Annotated in this window: 11 protein-coding genes and 1 pseudogene; 1 reads left to right on the forward strand and 11 read right to left on the reverse strand. The window is 43.4% G+C overall.

Annotation, left to right across the window (positions count from 1 at the left end):
• Positions 1-91: 91 nt before the first annotated feature.
• From LPB220_RS06825 to LPB220_RS06840, 4 genes are read right to left on the reverse strand one after another with little or no spacing between them, the layout of a single operon-like run.
• The gene (locus tag LPB220_RS06825) at positions 92-1,738 is read right to left on the reverse strand and encodes a hypothetical protein (protein ID WP_150906281.1); all 1,647 of its coding nucleotides are present in this window, start codon (positions 1,736-1,738) and stop codon (positions 92-94) included.
• Positions 1,728-2,471: an ABC transporter ATP-binding protein gene (locus LPB220_RS06830; RefSeq protein ID WP_003010968.1), complete on the reverse strand. Its 744-nt coding sequence runs from the start codon at positions 2,469-2,471 to the stop codon at positions 1,728-1,730. The genes LPB220_RS06825 and LPB220_RS06830 overlap by 11 nt, the downstream gene beginning before the upstream one ends.
• A 38-nt stretch (positions 2,472-2,509) precedes the next feature.
• Positions 2,510-4,141 carry a M20/M25/M40 family metallo-hydrolase gene (locus tag LPB220_RS06835; RefSeq protein WP_150906282.1) on the reverse strand — a complete coding sequence of 544 codons (1,632 nt, stop codon included), beginning with the start codon at positions 4,139-4,141 and terminating at the stop codon, positions 2,510-2,512.
• 23 nt (positions 4,142-4,164) lie between these two features.
• A complete protein-coding gene (locus tag LPB220_RS06840; RefSeq protein ID WP_150906283.1) occupies positions 4,165-7,275 on the reverse strand; it encodes a CocE/NonD family hydrolase in 3,111 nt (1,036 codons plus the stop codon).
• A 172-nt stretch (positions 7,276-7,447) separates the two neighbouring features.
• On the opposite strand from LPB220_RS06840, the gene LPB220_RS06845 reads away from it, so the two are divergent.
• Positions 7,448-8,929 (forward strand): alpha-amylase, encoded by a 1,482-nt coding sequence (locus LPB220_RS06845; RefSeq protein ID WP_150906284.1) that lies wholly within the window; start codon positions 7,448-7,450, stop codon positions 8,927-8,929.
• A gap of 331 nt (positions 8,930-9,260) precedes the next feature.
• Here the strand turns inward: LPB220_RS06845 and trxA are convergent, their stop codons facing one another.
• The 7 genes and pseudogenes from trxA to LPB220_RS06885 form a co-directional block, all read right to left on the reverse strand.
• Complete coding sequence (gene trxA / locus LPB220_RS06855) at positions 9,261-9,575, reverse strand: thioredoxin (protein WP_003002728.1); 315 nt, start codon at positions 9,573-9,575, stop codon at positions 9,261-9,263.
• 97 nt (positions 9,576-9,672) lie between these two features.
• Positions 9,673-12,702, reverse strand: coding sequence for a CocE/NonD family hydrolase (locus LPB220_RS06860; RefSeq protein ID WP_150906285.1), 3,030 nt, complete (start codon positions 12,700-12,702; stop codon positions 9,673-9,675).
• A gap of 119 nt (positions 12,703-12,821) precedes the next feature.
• Entirely contained in the window at positions 12,822-14,807 is a 1,986-nt protein-coding gene (locus LPB220_RS06865) for a peptide ABC transporter substrate-binding protein (protein WP_150906286.1), read from the reverse strand.
• A 394-nt stretch (positions 14,808-15,201) separates the two neighbouring features.
• On the reverse strand, positions 15,202-16,239 hold the full coding sequence (locus LPB220_RS06870; RefSeq protein WP_150906287.1) for a M42 family metallopeptidase: 1,038 nt from the start codon (positions 16,237-16,239) through the stop codon (positions 15,202-15,204).
• A gap of 196 nt (positions 16,240-16,435) precedes the next feature.
• Positions 16,436-16,822, reverse strand: a pseudogene (locus LPB220_RS10935) (NADAR family protein); the annotation flags it as partial.
• Between the two features lie 278 nt (positions 16,823-17,100).
• Positions 17,101-17,697 (reverse strand): response regulator transcription factor, encoded by a 597-nt coding sequence (locus LPB220_RS06880; protein WP_070594964.1) that lies wholly within the window; start codon positions 17,695-17,697, stop codon positions 17,101-17,103.
• Entirely contained in the window at positions 17,678-19,252 is a 1,575-nt protein-coding gene (locus LPB220_RS06885) for an ATP-binding protein (protein WP_070587247.1), read from the reverse strand. Before LPB220_RS06885 ends, LPB220_RS06880 begins: the two co-directional genes overlap by 20 nt.
• Positions 19,253-19,282: the final 30 nt, after the last annotated feature.

Raw genomic sequence — 19,282 nt, forward strand, 5'->3', positions numbered from 1 at the left:
CATCAGCTTTACAGCCCTACTCAACTGTGCGGAGGTGGGACGACGAAATTGAATTCTAACGAATGACCGATTTCTGTCCCACTCTCTTTTTTTATTCTCCGATCTCTTGGTAGAGGGTACGGATTTTTTTGCGGTAAATGGTATAGCTGATCCCAGCTCCAATTAGCAGTATGACACTATAAAGGATCACGGCCAGCAGGGTGCTGACGGAATGATAGGTCCAAATGAAGCTGACAATGATCAGGAGAAACATCACAAAGAGAAAGACAATCAAGAGGATAGACTGAAGAACTGCATTCCCACGATGACGGGTCATCAACTCTGTGATATTGGTCCAATTGGTGCTAAAGTTCTGAAAATCTTTGACATAGTCTCGGATGCAGATCGGAATGGTCGTTACAACCCAGATCAGTAACATGGCAAGGATAGCCAAGGGATGGACGCCAAAATAGAGACAAACGCCAACTAGAAGAATGACAGGAAGAATGGATTGCACCAGATAGAGCAACCAAAATTTCATAAAGAGATAGCGTTTGAAATCAATAGGGAGCGATCTCAAGTATTCAAAGTTTTCGCGCTCTAGCGAAATACCGATACTGGTCAAGCCTCCAAAACTATTGAAAACACCGATCAAGATGGCAACAAGGGTCAGTGGTACCAGATACTGGGGCGTCAAGTAAGGACTGAGGCCTCCTATATTTTTCGATGCTCCTGCTGCTCCACTGAGGAGGAAAATATATGGCAGAATGCTCATCATCAAAAGGACTTGTACCATAAGGGTTCCATCGCTCAAGAGTCTGCGATGATACTGAATGACAAATCGTCTAAAGGAGTCTTTCTGACCCACATGGAGCACTCTCACGCGCTCTTTGACGGTTTGGTTGGTCGCAACTGCAAGGGCCGCATCATAGAACTGCGGGATCACGATTTTGAGAACCAGGCCGATCAAGACCAGAAGGACCAGGAGCCAGCCCAAGAGGCCTAGGATCGCTTCTCCATCAAAAGGATGGAGAATGAATTGATGAAAGGCCGTAAAAGGTGGAAATAGAATGGGAATATCTGCGCCACCCGACACTTCTACTCGATGAGTCTGGACTAGATTGAGATAGAGATAAGCTCCTAGACTCAGAAGGGAACCAATTCCGACCATGATGTTGGAGACCAGGGTCGTGTGTTTTTTGAAAAACAAAGTCTTGGTGATCAGATGGGATAGGATGATCGTCGCTAAAAAGAGAACGCCTAAGAGAATTAAGGCACAAAAGAGGCCTAGCAGGATCCCTAACGGATTGAAGCCGCCTGCTTGGACGGGCAGGATCAGAAAATAGCTGATCAAGGGAAGGATAGCCATGAGAAGGGTCAGGATGACCGAGATACTCTTTCCAGCAATGACTTCCGCATCTGAGAAAGCATAGGGCCGGTAAAACTGGAGGTCCTTGCTTTCATAAAAGACATTGTAAAAGCTCATAAAGCCTTGGGAAATGGTCATCAAGGAAAAAAGGGCCACCATATTGACAAAGAAGGCTGGTTGGTTCACAAAATCATAGATGCTAAAGAGCAAGCCAAATATGAGGAAATAGACCAGGCCTAAAAAGAGATAGTTGAGCACCGATTTGCGGGCAACATTGAGTTTGACGTCCGGTTTTTTGGCCTGTTTGGCACGTAATTTTGCGATCTGAGCGGGCTGACTGGCATAGATGATATTAACATTGACCAGCTGCTGGATGATCTTAAGACGCATGATCGCCACCTTCTTCCTTACGACCCGCTAGGCTGAGATAGATACTTTCCAGACTTTGTTCGGGATGTTGGCCCTTCAATTCCTCGATCGTCCCATAGAAAATGAGATTACCCTTTTTGAGAATGGCGATTTTATCACAGAGTTGTTCGGCTACTTCTAAAACGTGGGTAGAGAAAATAACCGTCTTGCCCCGATCCGCATGCTGGCGCATCATTTGTTTTAAATCGTAAGAAGCCTGTGGGTCCAAACCGGTCATTGGTTCGTCCAAGACCCAGATATCTGGATCGGACAAGAGGGCTGCAATGACGAAGACCTTCTGGCGCATCCCATGTGAAAAGGATTCAATCACTTCATAGCGGTGGCTCTGAAAATCAAAGATCCTAAGAAGCTCCTCTAAGCGTTGGTCACAGTCTTTCTGACTCATATCATAAGAGGTCGCAACCAACTCCCAAAATTCATTGGCTGTGAGACGCAAGAAAAGATCTGGCGAATCTGCCACATAACCGATCTTCTTTTTGATCGCCAGTCGATGGCTATAGAGGTCCTGACCATCCACTTCAATGGAACCAGTGGTTGGGGTGATGACACTGACCAGGCTCTTGATGGTTGTGGACTTTCCAGCTCCGTTGTGACCAATCAAGCCGACAATTTGCCCATCCTCGATGGTCAGATCCAAGTGGTTGAGGGCAATGTGCCCATCGTAATCTTTGGTAACTCCGTGAAATGTAATCATGTTAACTCCCTAATTGATCCTCATTGGGACCGTTTTTCTTATTCTGTTGATAAGCGATCATCGAAATGGTAGAGCAATTCTAGCAGATAGTTTGGAATGGTCTCCAAGAAGTCTTCTTTGTAGACCCGCTCTCCTCGCTTATGCAATTCTTTACCCCATGGTCCTAGATTAACTGCTGGAACCTGAATTTGGGCAATTTTTTTCAGATCCAGATCATAGACCTGAGCTGGTGTGGCTAGGCTATCCAAGACGACTTGATAAGAGGCCACATCCTTTTCCAAGGCACAATAACTGGTGTCGTTAATCCCCATAAAGTATTCTTCGACTTTTAAGAGGTAACCTCTTGTGTCCAGATACTCGCGGTAATCAGTGATGAGGGACACAATATTGAAATCGGTATTGTCTAAAAAGCGGCAATTCATGGAAGGATAATAGGGGGGCGCAAAACCGATGACCACCATAGGATCCTTATCTCCGAGAAACTCAAGGAGTCGCTGGATTTGCTGAATCGCAAGGCTCTGGTAGCTGGTCCCATTACGAAAATCGTGTTCCGCTTTTTGGTTAGAAGCTTCCCTAAAAGCTTGGTAACCTTCTATGGCTTGGCATCGTTCCTCTAGTTCTTGATAGGTGATGACTTTTGGCCTTGCAATCATATGGTCTTGGCCAGCCTTATCCTGCAAGTGCTCATACTTCTTGTAAAAGGCATCCAAGGCCTCCTGACTAAGCTCATAGATTCGTTGCAAGAGCTCTTGAGGTGTTTTCTTCAAATGCAATACACTGAAATAACCAGCCGCATACAGCACGGTCGATACATCGTACTGCTCCTTCAAATCTCTGAGATAGGACCAAGAAGGAAGGGGAGACGTTTCTCCCAACGCCTGATCTGCCAGATCGGGATGAAGATCTAGCTGACTTGCGATGGCTACTAAGAGCGACAAGGCATTGATCCCTTTAAGGGGCTCCTTCATATGGGACAAGACGCCTTGCGCCACAACGACTGGCATGAGTTTGCCGACTGTGCCAATGTGAAGGACCTTTTCTTTTCCTACTTCCGATTCAAAGGGCTCTGAATCCACTGCCAATACATAATTCAGATCAAACTTTTCCTGCAAATCTGTGAGGAGGCCCAAAGCTCCCCGCATCCCACGTGAATAGGATTCCTCGTCTCCAACAGAGAGATAGAGCAGATTGACCTGACCTTCTGTGGGGTCTGCTGCATAGGCTTCCAGAACCCCCAATTGCAGGGCTAGGGCTGCTTTCATATCGCAAGACCCTCTGCCAAATTTCCACTCCCCAGAAGCTAAATCTTCCTGCATATCAGGTCGCATATCCAGTGTTTTCAAGGCTTCTGCTACTTTATCAGAATCGAGTGCGATCCCTGCTAAATTTCCATAGTCTTCTAGATCGACTGTATCATGGTGGTGGAAAAGAATAACTGTGTTTCTCTTGCCCTTATCGACCAAGGCCCAATTGACCGACCGATGCAAGTGATCCTGTGGCACCTGATAGCGCCCAAACTGGTTCGAATGTTCCTTGAAATAGGGGGTCTGGGCAAGCCGTTGATCCAGGTAGGCCTCAATTCCTTGCTCGGTCTCAGTATTGGTGAAGCTTGGAATCGCCAAGGCTTCGGTAAAAATTGTTTCGATGCTCTCTCTATTGGTGGTTTTCACTTTCTCTCCATCCTTCTTTTCTATTATTCATCTTTGTGAGCTTTGCCAAGTGACAACAGGCTGGTGAGCATGAGTCCTAGGAAGCCAAAGAGAGTCCAAGGGCTTGTTACTTGACCTGTTTTTGGAAGGCTTGGTTGGCTTGTCGCTTCTATCTTATCTTTATCAGCTCTTTGAGCCAATTCTTGTGCCGCCTCTTCTTTTTGTTCCTTACGGAAGTCCATCGGATCTCGACCGTGGCTTGGTTTTTGAAGAATTTCAGAAGTAGCTGGATTGGTTGGCGTCATTAGATTACTTGGAACAAATGGTTTTTCTGCTTGATCTACTGGACTTGGGTCTTGTTCAGGATCTACTTTTGGTTGAATGGTTGCAATTGGCAAGATCCGATCTGCCAATGACGCATACTCTGTATCTTTTTCACCTGGTTGATAACGGAACAAGAGAGACCGACTGTCTTCTACGATTGGAATCGTTGCAGAAATAGAATCTGTCTTGAAGGTCACTTCATAAGGATCTGCAAAATAGATGTAATCCGGATCATAGGTGTGCAAACTCAAAACCAGTCGATGGCCTTTTTTCACTGTATAGAGATTTGGTTGCAGATACATGGTGTAATCATGATATTCGTTTTCTTTCAGATCAATAGAATGACTAGAACTTGCTGAGTCATAGCGAGATGCTGGATTAGCCAAATTCATCCAACCACGCGCAATCACCACACTCTTAACCTTGTGGGTCTTGTAACGTTTGAGAGGCAAGGTTTCAAGGTTGCTACCATTCCAGTAGCCTGTCTCATCGATCGTTTCCTTGTCCAATGTGCGTGTGCTGTAACCGTCTTTGTCATAGGTGATTTCTTCTTTGACCACATCAAAGTCTTCGTCTGAGACATCCATCAAGGTCGCACTGACATGGGCATGGTTTTTGTCTCCCTTGACAAAAGCAGCGCTAAAATGCACAGGAATATGGCCTTTGATGGTGACATCTTGGTCGACTGGTGCTGCATAGGAAGCCGCTACTTCTGAGGAATGGAAGGCCGCATCTTGGTTACGTGTAGTCCAGTTATTTCCCGTACCATAGTAATCACCGGTTACTGTCACATCCTCCCGTTTGGAGTAGATTCGAGCAGAGATGGCATTGTTGGTATCCCATTTATCAAAACGACGCCATTTACTTGGATCTAGATTGTCCTGAGCCGTTACCTGTGGAAGGTTTTCAATCCCATTTTCAATACCGTAGAGGTAATGGCTATACCAGAGATTCATCAGGTCATTAAAGGCTTGGCCTGCGACTTCTGTCCCTGACCAACGAGTAGATGGATAGATGTGATTGCCCTGGTGGAGCAAGACCTTGGCATTGATTCCCGCCTTCTTATAGGCTTCTAACATGAGTTCAAAATGTTTGGGTTTAACATTGTCATCATTGAGCCCTTGGATGATGAGAGGGGCTGCTTTCAAGTTTGCTGCGTTGAGCGTGTAGTCGCGTTTGGCATATTCTTCGTTATAATTATGACCATCCTTGTGTTGGAGCTCATTGAGCTTGGTAATATAGGCTGCATAGTAATCCTTGACCTTGTCCCAATCTTCTTTATCAAGTATTCGACCTGAGGTATAGACAGATAGCCAAGATAGGTCATTGGAAGCTCCGGTATCAAGAGGAGATCCTTGGCTGTTGAAATGGTCATACCAACTAGCAATCCCTGCAGCTGGCACAATGGTCTTGAGGCCTTCTACCCCAGTAGAAGCTACACCAAATGTTGTCGTACCTGCCCAAGACAAACCAGTCATGGCGACGTTTCCGTTGGACCAGTCCGCCTTGACTTCCTGGTTGCTAGTCTTATCTGAGTAAGCTTTGCGTTTGCCATTGAGCCATTCAACAATATTTTTATAAGCTGCGACTTCAAGGTCAGAGCCGGTCGTATTGATCCCGTCTGATCCTTTTGAGCCCAAACCACTGCTGGTCACCACTGCATAACCACGAACTAAGAAATAATTGTACCAGTTGAGATTTTCGTAATCATAATGCGTATAATCTTCAGAGCTTTCACGCGGATTGACGTAGTACCAATCCTTTGGATCAGTCGCTTTGGCTACTTCTTCTGTCGTAACAGTCTTGGTTGCTTGGCGTTTGGCAGGTTTTTCATAGAGCTTGGCCATATCGAAGTTTCCACCTTCTTTGAGACCAATTCCCTCTAAGGTACGCTCTTCTGTCGTTCCTGTTACATAAGGGCTGGCTTCAAAGATGGTCGCAGCTTTATAGTCCCCATTGACAGCAGCTTTTGGCACCTGCACAAAGGTTTTGACCAAGTCAGGCTTGCCGTCTCCATCCGTATCATAATCGGTTTCCACATATACAATATAGCGGACGATGTCACTCTTGTCATAGGAGTAATGCTCCGGATCGTCTCCTGGCGTAAATGGGAAAATAGGTTGTGCTTTGCCATTCAAAAAGAGAGGTGACTTCTTGTCTGCGCGGTAAGCGGCACGAAGCTGTTTGGCTACATCAACCATTGAAGTGAGATTAGTAACTGGAGCGGATCCCTCCACTCCTTCCTTGACCATCCCTAGGCTCTTGGCAAAAGCTAATCGGTCTTTATCAGTAGATCCGACTTGATTTTCCTTGGTTGAAGCCCAGTTCAATAGTTGATTGACTGCTTCCGTCACTGTGACTTCTTTTTCACGATCCTGGTCGGTTACAGTTGCACCAGTAATTTCAGCCAAGTCTCCTTGGGTTACTTTTGGAGTTTCGCTCACCTCTTGAGTACGAACAGAAGGCGTCGCAGGCACAGGGCTTGGCTGATTGGATAGAGTGGGCTCAACAGTTGGGGCGATCACTACCGCTGGACTTGACGCAGGTTCTTCATGTAGCTCAGTCGTCTGAGTAGTTGTCGGAGCGGTTGGCGAAGTGGTTGGTCTGTTAGTTTCTGAAACCTCTTCCACTTTTTCAGGCTGTACGATTTCTTTAGTGTATCCTTGTGTTGAGGTCACTGTTTCAGTAACTTCAGGACTTGCCGTAGAAGGAGTCACCGTCTCCTCAGTAGTTGTGCTACTTACTTGGTCTGCTTGCACATGCTGGGCGAGTACAGCAGGACTAATCAGTAAACCTGCAACGAGTAGAGAAACAAGAGTTGTTTTTTTCATAAAATGGTCTCCTTTCACCATTTTCAAAGTCAGTCCTAGCGGGGCTCGACTCTATTATGTTATATTCTTACTTCATTTCTTTCATGTATGCGATTTCTTTTCCAGAAAGGGCTTGCTTCCAGCGCAAACGTTTGTCGCATCCAACTATTTTTGGTAAAATAGGGACATTCACATGAAAGAAGAAATAACGATGGAAAATCAAACCTTAATGCAATATTTTGAGTGGTATTTGCCCGCTGATGGGAACCACTGGACGCGTCTTGCTGAAGATGCGCAACACTTAGCAGACTTGGGTATTCATAAAGTCTGGATGCCACCTGCCTTTAAAGCTACTTCTAACAATGACGTTGGGTATGGGGTTTATGACCTCTTTGATTTGGGCGAGTTCGATCAAAAAGGAACGGTTCGCACCAAATATGGTTTCAAAGAAGATTATCTTCAAGCCATTCAAGCCCTCAAAGATGCAGGGATTCAACCAATGGCCGATGTCGTTCTTAACCACAAAGCTGCTGCAGATGGCCTAGAAGAATTCGAGGTCGTTGAGGTCGATCCGATGGATCGAAACAAGGTTCTCACTGAGCCCTTCACCATTCAAGGATGGACCAAATTTACTTTTGATGGCCGAAATGGCGCCTATAATGACTTCCACTGGCATTGGTACCACTTCACCGGTACGGACTACGATGCTTCACGTAATAAGAATGGGATCTACCAAATCCAAGGGGACAACAAAGGTTGGGCTCATGGAGATCTGGTAGACAAAGAAAACGGAAACTACGATTACCTCATGTACGCCGATATCGATTTCAAACATCCCGAGGTTGTAGAAAATCTCGATCAATGGGCTGAATGGTTTATCGAAACGACAGGGGTTGAGGGCTTCCGTCTGGATGCGGTCAAACACATCGACTCCTTCTTTATGAAGAATTTCATCCACAATATTACCCAAAAGTATGGTGAAGATTTCTACGTCTTTGGTGAATTTTGGAATGGCGACACAGAAACTAACGATGAGTACTTGGAAAGCATTGATTACCTGTATGACCTGGTCGACGTAGCCCTCCACCAAAACCTCTTCAGAGCTAGTCAGGAGGGTGAAAATTTCGACCTTCGAACTATTTTTGATGGAACACTAATGCAACATCATCCTGAACAGGCCGTAACCTTTGTAGACAACCATGATACCCAACGAGGGCAAGCCTTGGAATCTACCATTGAAGAATGGTTTAAGCCTGCAGCCTATGCTTTGATCTTACTTCGTGAAGCTGGTTTGCCTTGTGTCTTCTATGGAGACTACTACGGTATCGAGGGCAAATTTGCGCAAGAAAGTTTCCAAGAGGTCCTCGATCGCCTCTTATGGGTTCGTAAAGATCTGGCCTACGGGGATCAAACAGACTACTTCGATGATCCTAATTGCATCGGTTGGACACGTTCAGGTACAGAAGAATCAGCACCAATCGCCTGCTTGATTTCCAATAACCAAGCTGCTACAAAAATCATGGAGATCGGCTCATCCTACGCAGGTCTCACCTACTATGATGTCCTAGAAAATTGTAACGAAACCGTCCAAGTCCAAGAAGACGGTACTGCCGAATTCCCAGTGGCAGAGCGCTCCGTCAGTGTCTGGGTAGCCCAAAATACAGAGGGGCAATAACCTTTATATGTAATGTTCTCCTAGGATCTACATCTTCCTAGGAGAATTTTTTCCTGTAAAAATTTTATAGGAAATACAGCTTCATTTTAGCACTATAAGAAAGCGCTGTCAATGGGTGTCACATCTATTTGAAAGAAATAAAGAGCATCAAAAAAAGCTGGAAAAATTATCCAGCCTTCGATATTTGATAGAAATAACTGCATGACGCAGTGGTTGAGTGGGCTCTACTACGCTGATTTCATCAGCTTTTACAGCCCTACTCAACTGTGCGGAGGTGGGACGACGAAATCGAATTCTAACGAATTACCGATTTCTGTCCCACTCTCTCTTTTTAGCTCAATTCTGCAATGATTTCTTTCAATTGGGCTTTCGTATGAACTCCAGCCACTTGTTTGACAACTTGTCCATCTTTTTTAAAGAGAAGAGTTGGGATCGACATGATACCGAATTGACGTGCTGTATTTGGATTTTCATCGACATCCATCTTACAGATTTTCAAATCATCTTCATGTACTTCTTCTGCCAACTGATCCAAGATTGGAGCTTGCATGCGGCATGGACCGCACCAAGTTGCCCAAAAGTCAATCAAGACAAGGCCTTGGCTGGTTTCTTGTTCAAAAGTTGCATCTGTGATTACGTGTGCCATATTTCCTCCTTTTTCAGTAGTGACTACTGATTCTGCATTTCTACTTTTATTTTACACTAAAAGATGTCATTTTAGAAATATTTGCTACGGGGACTCCTTAGGCATCTTCTCTCTTTTTGCGCCAAAAGATGAGGCTAGAAGCTGTTAGACTGATCATACCTAAGAGACCCAGAGCATGGTCTTTGCTCCCTGTTTGAGGAAGGGTATGGTCTACCTGCTCTCCTCCTACTGCAGGAGTCACTTCTTGAGGATCTTCTACAAATCCTTGTGAAACAAATTGAGGTCCATAAGATACAGCTAGTGTAAGATGAGATTGCTCTTGTCTTGCTGATCCTGTTTGCATCTGTCCATCTTTTTCAGGAAGAGTTTGGCTTGGTTGGACAAGGTGTTCTGGACTTGGAAGCCTATATTCTTCCTTGTAGTGCACTTCTGGAGCGACTAGAGCAGCTCCTTCTATTTCTGGCAATTTCGCATAGTCAGTATCTGTTGCACTTGGTACATAGGCTGCCTTTTGGGCGCGGGTCTTTTCAACAATTGGAATCGCAGCCTGGATAGAATCTGTCTTGAAGGTCACTTCATAGGGATGCTCCACCGTTAAATCAGACGGGTCATAGGTGTTAAAGACTAGAGCTAACTTGTGACCTTTCTTAACCGTATAGAGATTTGGTTGGAGATAAACCGTGTAATCGTGGTATTCCCCAACTTTTGGCTCGATGCTAGCTCGTGAGCTTGCTGAATCGTAGCCAGACTCAGGGTTAGCCAGGTTGATCCACCCTTTTGCGATGACCTTGTACTTGGTCTTGATGGTTTCGTATTCGGCTACAGATAAGTTGCTTAAATTGCTTCCCATCCAGAAACCGTCTGCTGTTTTATCTTGCTTGACGCTACCATTTCCTACCACGTCAAAGTCCTCATCTGCCACGTCTACCAAGAGGGCATTGAGTTGGAAATTCTTTCCTTGACCTTTGGCAACAGCTGCCTTGAAATGAACGGGAATGTGGCCCTTGATCGTAGTGTCCTCAGTGACATCAGAAACAAAGGTCAGATTAGCCTTAGAAGAGGCTTTGCTGACTGTTTCATTACGATTAGCGATCTCAACACCCGCAGCCGCATAGTCACTTGAAATGGTTTCTTCCAAGCGTTTCGACTGAGCATTCAAGAAGAGACGTTGACTGCTCTTCCAGTTATCATAGCTGGTCCACTTACTTGGATCATAGTTGTTTTGAGCTAGAACCGCTGGCAAGCTTTCGACGTGATTGTCCACACCATAGAGGTAATGGGTCAGCCAAGTATTGAGTAGGTCATAGAAATCTTGGCCCTTGGCAGTGATGCCGTATCCACGGGACATAGCAGCTGGATAGACGTGGTCTCCTTGGTGGAGATAGAGCTTGACATCTTGGCCCGCTTTCTTGAGGGCATCGTACATGAGTTCAAAGTGTTTGGTTTTGACATTGTCATCATTCAAGCCATGGACAATCAGCGCGCTGGTCTTGAGATTTTCCGGATGAAGGGTATAATCCCTCTCCTTCCAGACATCACTGTAGTTGCGATCATGTGCATACTGGTCCTTGTTCAATTGGTTGATGTAGTTGGCATAGTTTTGCCAAATCCCTGCCCAGTCGTCTTGATCCAGCATCCGAGTGCTAACGTAGAGGGAGAGCCACGAAAGATCACTATAAGGTGCATTGCCAAATTGGGTCCCTTGGCTATTGAAATAATCATACCAAGAGGCAATCCCAGCAGCTGGAACGATGGTCTTTAGGCCTTCTACGCCTGTTGCCGCCACACCAAAGGTCGTGGTTCCAGCCCAAGAGAGACCGGTCATTGCGACATTTCCTGTTGCCCAGTCTGCCTTGATTTCGACATTGCTAGTCTTATCGGTGTAGGCCTTGCGCTTGCCATTGACCCATTCGATAATATTCTTGAAGGCATTGATTTCGAGATCAGATCCTGTTGTATTAAATCCTTCTGATCCCTTGGTACCAAGCCCAGCACTAGAGATAAAGGCATAGCCTCTGACCAAGAAATAGTCGTACCAGTTGAGATCTTCGTAGTCATAGATATACTCGTAGGGACTGTAGTAATACCAATCCGAAGCCTTGGCTTTTTTGGCTGCTTCTACTGTTGTTTCACTGCTTACTGGCTGTCTCTTTGCAGGTTGGCTGTGCAGTTTCTTCATGTCGTAGCTACCATCCGTTGGAAGCCCCAGACTTTCAAGGGTCACGTAGTTTTCATCGAGCGTCCCCGCTACGTAAGGGCGCGCTTCGAGAATAGTGGCTGCCTTAAAATCGCCTTGTGCTACGGCTTTTGGTAATTGAACAATGGCTTTGACTAAGTCAGGCTTGCCATCTGCATCGGTATCGTAGTCCGTTTCGACATAGACAGGGAAGCGAACAATTTGACTGTCCTCATATTTGTAGTCTTGGTCTGCTTTTTCTCCCGTCGTATAAGGGAAAATAGGCTGGGCACGACCATTTAAAAAGAGAGGACTTTTCTTTTCAGCCCGGTAGGCATCGTAGAGTTTCTTAGCTGTTTCATACATCTTGGCCAATTCTGGCTGACTAACCTTACGAGTCAGATCATCAGATTTTTCAATCAAGCCTAAACTCTTGGCAAAGCGTTCGCGATCTGCTTGGCTTTGGCCCAATTGGCTAGGATCTGTTGCTGCCCATTGAAGCAAGCCATTAACAGCATCTTGGACCGTCAACTCTTTAGAGGCCTGATCCGCTGCAAGGGTGCTACCTGTGACCTTGGCCAAATCCTGGGCTGTTGCCGGAGCTTCTGAAGGAGGAGCGGATTGAGGTGTAGCTTCCCTATTTGTTGCTGCTGGAATTGCTACTGGGACCGTAGGCTCACTTTGTCTTGTGTGTTCTTCTGTAGCAGGTGCTGCTTGATTTGCAACTGCCGTCCGATCCAGTGATGCCTCATTTGAACTTACAGCTTCTTCACTAGTGACAGTACTTGCGTCACTTGTTGTCGGTCTTGCTTCAGTAGATGGAGCATGGACCACTTCTGTCGATGGGGCTAGCTCTTCTGTCTGCTCATCTGCTGCTGCTACTTGATGCAAGACCATCGGCGCGATCAGTAAGCTCGATGCGACAATGGAAACCATTGTTTTCTTTTTCATGTCAATCTCCTCACTTTTTGTAATCAACACTCCTATTATACTATGTAAGCGTTTTTAGATCAAATAGATATTCAAATGATCCCACAAAAAACCGAGGCATCAGCCTCGGTTATCGATCCTTATTTGACGTGTTTCTTAAGATCTTCTTGTGCTTTTTTATTTGACTCTGCTTGTTCTTTTTGCCATTTTTCAAGGGCTTTGTTGTAATCAGCACTTGTCACAGCTTTGTCTTGGAGTTTCATTCCTTTGTAGATCACGTGGTCTTTTCCTTTACCACCAGTCCATGCAAATGGAGCTGAGAATGGTTCGATACGTGTCAAGAATGGACGTCCAGTTGATGAAGAAGTTGGCATAACGAGGGCGCTATCAGTCAACCAAGCTTGCGCAGCCGCATATTTTTCATAGCGTTTGTTGACGTCTTGTGTTTCTGCACCAGCATCTTTGATCATCTTTTCAAAGTCGTACAGACCAACTTTTTTAGCTGCTTCATTGTTTTCACTTGGGTCAAATCCAAGGAAAGTCTTAGTATTTTCACCAGATGAAGCTTTCAAGATATCCATGTAAGTTGATGGGTCTTGGTAGTCAGGGCTCCATCCAACATTATCAGAGAGATCCCAGTCTTCGCCAGCCGCATTTGGCGCAAAGAGGGTCACATTTTGAAGGTCTTCTTTCGAAAGCATTTGGATATCGATGATGACATTTTCTTTACCAAGCGCTTCTTCAACTGATTGTTTGAAAGATTGCACCCGTTGAACTCTTGATGGAGTGGTTTGGTCCACAGGCATATCGATGTGAATTGGGAATTTCACACCTTCTGCTTCCAAGGCAGTCTTCGCTTTTGCAAACTCTTCCTTCGCTTTCTTCGCATCGAAGAGACCGTTTTGACCATCATCTAGTTTAGTAGATTTCCACTCATCTCCATAGGTATCCAATTGTGTTTTTACCATTTCACCGAAGGTCTTACCATCAGCTTGGACAAATGTTGGTGGAATGTAGAGGTTACGGATGATCTTGCTTGCTCCGTCTTTTCCGTTCAATTGAGCAGCATACGCTTCACGGTTGAAGGCAAAGCTGATCGCTTGACGGAAGTCCTTGTTCAAGAGAGCTTTCTTAGTAGATTGTTTTTCTTCATCGGTTTTCTTAGCTGTGTGTTTGTAAGATTGACGGTCGATGTTGGTACCAATAACATAAGAAGCAGCATCTTGAGGAGTGTAGGTGATTTCGTCTTTGAATTCTTTAGCTTGCTCTGAGTATCCAGATCCAGTTGGGAAGAGTTTAGCTAAGCTAAGAGCATTTTCACCGAATGATTTAGCCAATTTACTTTGGTCTTGTCCATCGTAGAATTCCAATTTCACATCTGAGATGTAGACCTTGTCTTTATCCCAGTAGTTTTCATTCTTGGTCATTTCGATAGAAGATTTTGAAGTAAAGCTCTTCAAGATGTAAGGACCATTGTAAAGAAGGGAGCTAGTATCACTTGCTTGAGCGAATTTATCCCCTTTTGATTTCACGAATTTTTCGTTGACAGGGAAAGTGATCCCAAGAGTCAATTTAGAGTTCCAGTAAGATTCTGGTTGGTTCAAAGTGATTTGAAGGGTATGATCATCAACTGCTTTTACTCCTACAGCTGAGAAATCTTTATTTTTACCACTGACGTAGTCATTCAAGCCTTTGATAGAATCTTGGATGATGTAGAGCATTTCTGATTTGTTATCAGCCGCATATTTGATCCCTGTGACGAAATCTTTAGCTGTTACATCCGCATACTCTTCGCCTTCTGAATCATACCATTTAGCATCGTCACGAAGTTTATAAGTATAAGTCAAGCCATCTTGCGAAACTGTCCAATCTTTTGCAAGAGATGGAATCAAGTTCCCGTATTTATCATTTTCAAACAAACCATCAATCAAGTTTCCAGTGATATCGTGGGTTGCTGCTTTACCAGATGTGATATAGTTTAGGTTTTCTGGCTCAGTCTCATAGACATATGAGAATTTTTGACCGTTGCTTGAGCTAGATGATTTAGAACCACCCGAACAAGCTGCTAGGATACCTGCTGAAAGGAGGGCAACTCCCGCAAGTGCAATGACATTTCTTTTTTTCATGTAAAACTCCTTAAGAAATTTTAAGTTTATTTTAAGATTATACCACAAAGGTTTTCAGAAGAAAAGGAATTTTCAGAAAATTTTAGTTTATGAAAAAACTACTCCGAAGAGTAGTTTTGAATAGAATCAAATCCTTTTAAAATCAAGTGACATAGTGATACATAATAATTGAAATCATTGATTTTAGATCCAAACAAAAGTATACTGAAACTTTCCGCAGTGAGAAAAGTGCTTGAAACAGTACGTTTCAAGCACTCGGGAGTTTTGAAACCTTAGGTTCAAAACTAAGTCATGGAACTTCGGAGAAGTTCGCTGACGTCCGTATTCATCCAAGGAAAGTTTCTAAAATAACTCTCTCTTCAATCTAAACCACTACGTAATATAGTTGTTATTTTTAATCTACCAAGTCGCTCTTGAGGTAGGCATCGACCATGCGCTCTGTTGCGACTACAGAATCCAAGTGAGTCCGCTCATATGAGTGGCTAGATTCGATCCCTGCTCCAAGAAGGGCATGTTTGACTTCTGCTCCTGCGCTCATGGCTGCAGAGGCATCTGATCCATAGAAAGGATAGATGTCCAACTTATAAGGGATTTCTTGGGCTTTTGCAAGAGCCACCAAATGCTGACGGAACTCATAGTGATATGGTCCAGAAGCGTCTTTGACACAGATGGATACCGTGTATTCATCCGTCGCTTGGTCATCTCCCATAGCTCCCATGTCCACTGCCAAGTATTCGATCACTTCAGCTGGAATACTAGAATTAGCCCCATGCCCCACTTCTTCAAAGACTGAAAAGGCAAAGGTGGTCGTTACTGGCAATTGGATCTTCTCTTCCTTGTACACGCGCAGAAGATTCAAGAGAATCGCCGCACTCACCTTGTCATCTAAGTGACGAGATTTGATAAAGCCGGTGTCTGTCACAATGGTCCGGGGATCAAAGCTGACAAAATCACCCACTTCAATGCCAAGGGCAAGGGTTTCTTTTTCATTGGTCACTTTTTCATCCAGACGGACTTCCATATTGTCCTGGGTCCGCTCGACAGTCCCCGCATCCTTGTAGACATGGCAAGAAGTCTGATGAACCAAAATCGTCCCAGAATGGGTCTTTCCTGTATTAGCCACATGGACTGTACAGTTTTCCCCTTCAATCATATTCCAAGGGAAACCACCGATACGGTCCAGCTTGAGTCGACCATCTGCTTTCACAGCGCGGACAATAGCCCCCAAGGTATCCACATGGGCTGTGACATAGCGTTGTTTGTCTGTGATCACACCAGGCACGGTCACATTCACGCCACCCTTAGCAGTCCGAATTACTTCGTACCCAAAGCCTTCAATGGTTTTGACCAAGTAGTCTGCAATCTCCCGTGTAAAACCGGTCGGTGAAGGAATGGCTGTCAATTCCTGCAAATAAGTCACTGTCTGATTCATAATGCCTCCAAATGTGTTTTTCTTTATTCTAGCATGAAATAGGTGGAATAGCTAGAGGAGAGTTTACAGGTTAGCGTTTTTCAACTCTTCCCTTACTTACATTAAGAGAAGGCCTAGCTTGTTTTTTTCCAGTGATATCTCTCCCATCAGCCCAGTAGTCGTCATTTTGTGTATGTTCGATGAGGATGGCATCTCCTGTCGCGAGCAATTCTTTCGCGATTTCTGGATTTTGGCTAAATTTCATTCGAAGGGCCTGGAGCATCACTTTATTTTTGACCTCTTCCCAATCTGGTCTCAAGGGATTTTGACGATTACGTCCCTCTAAAGCAGCATCCATTGGAGATGCTATCTGACGAATTTTCTCTTGAATTTGGGGCACTAATACAGTATCTGATGACAAAATGCTGGCTTTTTCTTCTGCTTGTTTATCCTCTACAAGTTTAGCTTCAGCCAATTCAATCTCTTTGCAACTTTGTTTAGCAGTAGAATGTTGACCAGCAGTATATCCCATCATGAGAATAAAGCTAGTTGCAGCTACTGTTCCAACACTAATTAAGGCTTTAGTTTTGACTTTATTTAACATCTTAGACCTTCTTTCTATAAAAACTAAGTCAAGAATACCAGATAAAGCTTGAAAAAAGTATCACAGAAGTAAAAATGCCACCCGAAGGTGGCCAATATAACTTACAAAATTAGTAATCCGTCTGATAAATTTTTTTATACAAACCATTTTTCAGATATCATAGACATAATGATTTCCTCCTTAATTACTAATAGATTATCAAATTTACTGTTTATTAGAATGAGTAATATGTGCAATTTTTGTAAATAAATTAAAAAAGCTGCATCTTCTGCAACTTTTTAATCTGGTGGAAAATAGCCCAACTGCTCAGCGATGTGAATCGCCTCCTGCCTGTTAGTCACTCCCAATTTTGAAAAGATATTGGCCAAGTGATTGGAAACTGTACGTTTACTCACATAGACCTTGTCACAGACATCATCAATGGTCAAGCCATTTCTAACCAGTTCTAGTATCTCGATTTCTCGTGGTGTTAGCACCTCTACCATCACTTCATCTGAAAAGACCTTACCACCTAAATAAATCTTTTCCAGTTTTTTCACCAACTCATCTGGGTCCACACTTTTGTCCAGAAAGCCATAAGCCCCCATAACTTTAGCTCGGTGTTCATACATTTTTTTACTGTAACCTGTCAAAATCACAACCTTACTAGAACAACCATTATCGATAATCTCTTGTGCCAAGGTCAGCCCATCATCTTGATACAGACTCGTCAGGTTGATGTCAATCAAAATAATGTCGTAGTCATTAAAAGCAATCTCCGAAATAGTCGAAAAATTATCCACTAACTGGACCTTTTTAATGTTTTCCGATAACTCTAAAATCATCTTGATACTTTGGCTAAATAATTTATGATCATCAATTAACAAAATTTTCATAACACAACTCCTTATCAATCGGGAGAGTAATTTCTACACGAAATCTCTTATTATTTTCAAAAATCTGCATTTGACCACCTAAAACACTAATTTTATTAGACATATTTTTCAAGCCATAACCTAAGGATTTTTCTGTTTGAAGGCAGTCATTTTCAGAAATGATAAAAATAGCGTCATCATGCACATCAATCTTCAAAGAAATCCTTCCACCACTAGCATACTTAACGGCATTGGTCGCCAACTCCTCAACCAGACGATAGGCAATTTTATCGTAAGGAGATAAAAGCCTAAAGTGGGCAGGAAACTGTGTGACTACTTCATTTTCTGCGTGATAGCGTTTGACAATCCGATTAATCAGCCCTTGATACTGGATGTCTAACTGCTCGTCTGTTTCTACCATTGGCTGATAATAATCCATCCGCTCACGAATCCGCTGAACCAACTCCTCTGTTACCAGATTGATCTGTTCACCAAAAACTTGATTACTACTATATTTATTGAAATTTTTTATTGCCATAACATTTTGCAGGATTTCATTGTGAAGAAATTCGGAGAACTGTTGTTCTGTATCTTCATTTGCCAGCAGATTTTTCACCATACGGTTACGCTTTAAAAAGAGAACTTTTACATAATCCCTAGAATCTAGCATTTCAGCAGAACGAAAGAGGCGAATTAATTCTTCCGAACAAATCCCGAACAATAGTAACATGATATTCAAGACCAAAAAGCTCGTGTTTAAATCTAGACGAAAGATGATGAAAATGCCTACTAACAAAAACATAACCAGTAAAAACAAGCGTGAAAAAGCTTTTATATAGGACAATTTTAACTCTGATACCTTTTTTTGAAAAGAGCTGATAATTGTTTTGAAGTGTAAAAAAGCTAAAATGCCAACAATTTCCAGATACCAGACTAGGTTCATCACTCCTGAGCCCGTCGTATTGATATACAAAAAGAAATAAGAAAGAGGCAATATCAAAGCTAATATCCACAAATTTCGTCTCTGATACTTGAGTTTACTTTTCAACTCTTTATGATATAAAATCAGTAAAATCAAGGGAACAAGGTTTAAAAAGAAAGACGCAAACAAGGACAGAAATAGAAAAATTGAAGGACTTAACAGATATGAACTAATGGTGATTAGTGTCAACACAAAGGACACACTCAACAGTTCTTCTCCTATTTTCTCTCCCAGAAAGATAATAGACAGAGAACTATACAGCAATAAAAAAGAGTTGAGCGGATGAAGAATATCAAAAAAGTGCAACAGGGTGCTCGCAACTCCTTGATTAAATATGGATTGCCAGCTAATGAGAAACATCATCAGGAGCAACCAAAGTTTCAACTCACTATACCGAAAGGTCACAATATTACAAATATAGCTAAATACAATTAAAGCAATAATCAGCAATAAAACCATCTGCAAGGAAAAATCTGTCGAAAAGTCCAGAGGGATCCTATGATAAATATAAATCATTAAAGCTAGATGATTCAAAATCGTCAACCACCACAATAAAAGTGAGTTTTTCGAGAACAATTTGACAAACTGTTTCATATGTATCTACTTCCTGAACTACTTTAATAT

The sequence above is a fragment of the Streptococcus sp. LPB0220 genome, from assembly GCF_008727815.1.
Lineage (GTDB): Bacteria > Bacillota > Bacilli > Lactobacillales > Streptococcaceae > Streptococcus.

Coding starts and splice junctions, on each gene's coding strand:
- LPB220_RS06840 (WP_150906283.1), bottom strand. CDS start 7,275: ATGAAAAAAACAACTCTTGTTTCTCTACTCGTTGCAGGTTTACTGATT.
- LPB220_RS06860 (WP_150906285.1), bottom strand. CDS start 12,702: ATGAAAAAGAAAACAATGGTTTCCATTGTCGCATCGAGCTTACTGATC.
- LPB220_RS06870 (WP_150906287.1), bottom strand. CDS start 16,239: ATGAATCAGACAGTGACTTATTTGCAGGAATTGACAGCCATTCCTTCA.
- LPB220_RS06830 (WP_003010968.1), bottom strand. CDS start 2,471: ATGATTACATTTCACGGAGTTACCAAAGATTACGATGGGCACATTGCC.
- LPB220_RS06825 (WP_150906281.1), bottom strand. CDS start 1,738: ATGCGTCTTAAGATCATCCAGCAGCTGGTCAATGTTAATATCATCTAT.
- trxA (WP_003002728.1), bottom strand. CDS start 9,575: ATGGCACACGTAATCACAGATGCAACTTTTGAACAAGAAACCAGCCAA.
- LPB220_RS06865 (WP_150906286.1), bottom strand. CDS start 14,807: ATGAAAAAAAGAAATGTCATTGCACTTGCGGGAGTTGCCCTCCTTTCA.
- LPB220_RS06880 (WP_070594964.1), bottom strand. CDS start 17,697: ATGAAAATTTTGTTAATTGATGATCATAAATTATTTAGCCAAAGTATC.
- LPB220_RS06885 (WP_070587247.1), bottom strand. CDS start 19,252: ATGAAACAGTTTGTCAAATTGTTCTCGAAAAACTCACTTTTATTGTGG.
- LPB220_RS06845 (WP_150906284.1), top strand. CDS start 7,448: ATGAAAGAAGAAATAACGATGGAAAATCAAACCTTAATGCAATATTTT.